At 63.7% G+C, this 2,249-nt stretch carries 3 protein-coding genes; 1 reads left to right on the top strand and 2 read right to left on the bottom strand.

Annotated elements, in window-relative coordinates:
• Positions 1–238 (top strand): hypothetical protein (locus WA989_RS17530; RefSeq protein ID WP_424341765.1); only part of this gene is annotated, 238 nt, incomplete at its 5' end.
• Here WA989_RS17530 and pyrC read toward each other — a convergent pair.
• Both pyrC and WA989_RS17520 read right to left on the bottom strand, forming a co-directional pair.
• Positions 235–1,503, bottom strand: a complete 1,269-nt coding sequence (pyrC, locus tag WA989_RS17525) for a dihydroorotase (RefSeq protein ID WP_424341764.1) — start codon at positions 1,501–1,503, stop codon at positions 235–237. The two genes, WA989_RS17530 and pyrC, sit on opposite strands and share 4 nt — an antisense overlap.
• A partial coding sequence (locus tag WA989_RS17520) for an aspartate carbamoyltransferase catalytic subunit (RefSeq protein ID WP_424341763.1) occupies positions 1,500–2,249 on the bottom strand: 750 nt, incomplete at its 5' end. The genes WA989_RS17520 and pyrC, both read right to left, overlap by 4 nt.

Here is a 2,249-nt window from a genome sequence, read left to right as displayed (position 1 = left end):
CCTCTACGCCTGCCGCGATAGCGACATCAAGGATGTTGTCAGGCGCTGGTCGCGTCTTGTCGAGGAGAAGGTGATCGAGGCGCTGCAGGCCGTTGGATGCGAAGAGGCGTCCTATTATGCGAGCCTCGCGGTCAGCGTCTGCAGGGGCACCGAGCTCGACCTGTTGTCGAAGGATCGCGATGTCAGTGAAGACTGGATGAGATCCCGGCTCGTGAAAGTGCTCAGCCTCGCGGCCTAGCGTTCGAAGACTGTCTCTCCGCCAATAAAGGTCCGCATGACGCGGCCCGTCATCCGCCGGCCATCGAAGGGCGAATTCAGCGAGCGGGATCTCAGATCCTCGCGCTCGCAGAGCCATGGGGTGCCCGGATCAAACAGGATGAGATCGGCCGGTGCGCCCTCCGCAAGCCGGCCTTGTCGCTGATCGATCATGTCGGCCGGCCGGCAGGTCACCGGGGCAAGCGCCTCAAGCAGGCTCAGGCGGTCATCCTGAACCAGTGAGATCAGGGCTGACAGCACCGTCTCAAGACCCGCCGCGCCAAAGCTCGCCTCGCCGAAGGGCAGGCGCTTTTCTTCAGGTGGCTGGGGATCGTGAGCGGAGACGACGGCATCTATCTCTCCGGCGGCGAGCGCCTCGATCAGCGCCTGGCGATCCACTTCGGGCCGGAAGGGCGGGTTCACCTTGCAGTAGGTGAGATAGTCCCCAACATCGAGTTCGTTGAAAAAGAGATGATGGGCAGCAACGCTGACGAAAACCTTCGTGCCGTCTGCGCGGGCGGCCTTGATCATGTCGATGCTGCGCGCGGTCGAGACCTGATCGACCAGCAACGTGCATCCGGTGGCCCTGGCGAGCAGGAGATCGCGCGACAGGCCAATCCATTCAGCCTCGCGCGGCAGGCCGGATAGTCCCTTGCGGGCGGCGAACGCGCCGGAATTCATGACGCCCTTGCCAGACAGTGATTTCTCATCGGCCCGGCTGGCGACTATGGCGCCGCAGCTTGCCGCATAGGCCATCGTCCGGCGGAGGACAGAAGTGTCGCAGATCGGCCAGTCACCATTGGTGAAGAAGACAGCGCCCGAGCCCTGCATCAGGCCGATTTCGGCCATGGCCTCACCTTTGAGGCCCTTCGTCAGCGCCCCGGCGGGATAGATGCGGGTTTTGGCCGTTTCCTTGCCGCGATTGGCAATGAACTGGACGAGCGCGACATCGTCGATGACCGGATCTGTGTCCGGCATGACGACCAGGCTGGTGACGCCCCCAGCAACCGCCGCGCGCGAGGCTGTCGCCAGCGTCTCTTTTTGTTCGGCGCCCGGTTCGCCCGTCTTGACGCGGAGATCGACAAGGCCGGGGGCAAGATAGAGGCCGCGCGCATCTATATATTCATCCGGCTCGATGGCCGGGCCGCCGACTTGGGCAATCTTGCCGTCCTCGATGACGAGATTGCCCGGGCCTTCGATTTTGTTGGCCGGGCAAAGCAGGTAGGCATTCGCGATCATCGTCTTCATTTGCGCCTCCCCGACAGGAGTTTGAGGACTGCTTCGCGAACGGCGACACCCATCTCGACCTGCTCTGTGATAACGGACCGATCACCATCGGCAATCGCGCTCTCGATCTCGATGCCGCGATTCATCGGGCCTGGGTGCATGACGGTCGCATCGGGCGCGGCGCGTTTGAGACGTTCGGCAGTCAGGCCGAAGCTCCGGAAATATTCGCGCTGGCTCGGCAGATAAGCGCCGGCCATGCGCTCCAGCTGAAGCCGGAGCATCATGACGACATCAGCGCCTTCGATCGCCTTGTCGAAATCATTGAGGGCGCGGGCGGCGCCCCATGTCTCGGTGCCAGACGGCATCAGCGTCGCGGGCCCGCACAGCGTCACCTCAGCGCCGAGGAGGTGCAACGCCAATGTGGTCGAGCGGGCGACGCGCGAATGCAGGATGTCGCCGCAGATCGTGACCTTGAGGCCTTCGATCCGGCCCTTGGCGCGGCGGATGGTCAGCGTATCGAGCAGGCCCTGCGTCGGGTGCTGGTGTGTCCCGTCGCCGGCATTGATCACGGCGCAATCGACCTTGCGGGAAAGAAGCTTCACGCCGCCAGAAGCAGAATGGCGGATCACGATCGCATCAGGCGCCATGGCGTTGAGCGTCATCGCTGTGTCGATCAGTGTCTCGCCCTTTTTCACGCTTGAGGCGGCGACCGGCATGGTGACCACGTCCGCGCCGAGGCGTTTGGCGGCGATCTCGAAGCTGGACAT

Origin of the sequence: Henriciella sp. (assembly GCF_049649345.1) — a bacterium.
Taxonomy (GTDB): domain Bacteria; phylum Pseudomonadota; class Alphaproteobacteria; order Caulobacterales; family Hyphomonadaceae; genus Henriciella.
The sequence above is the reverse complement of the archived record's forward strand: the minus strand, read 5'-3'. Positions and strand labels throughout refer to the sequence as shown.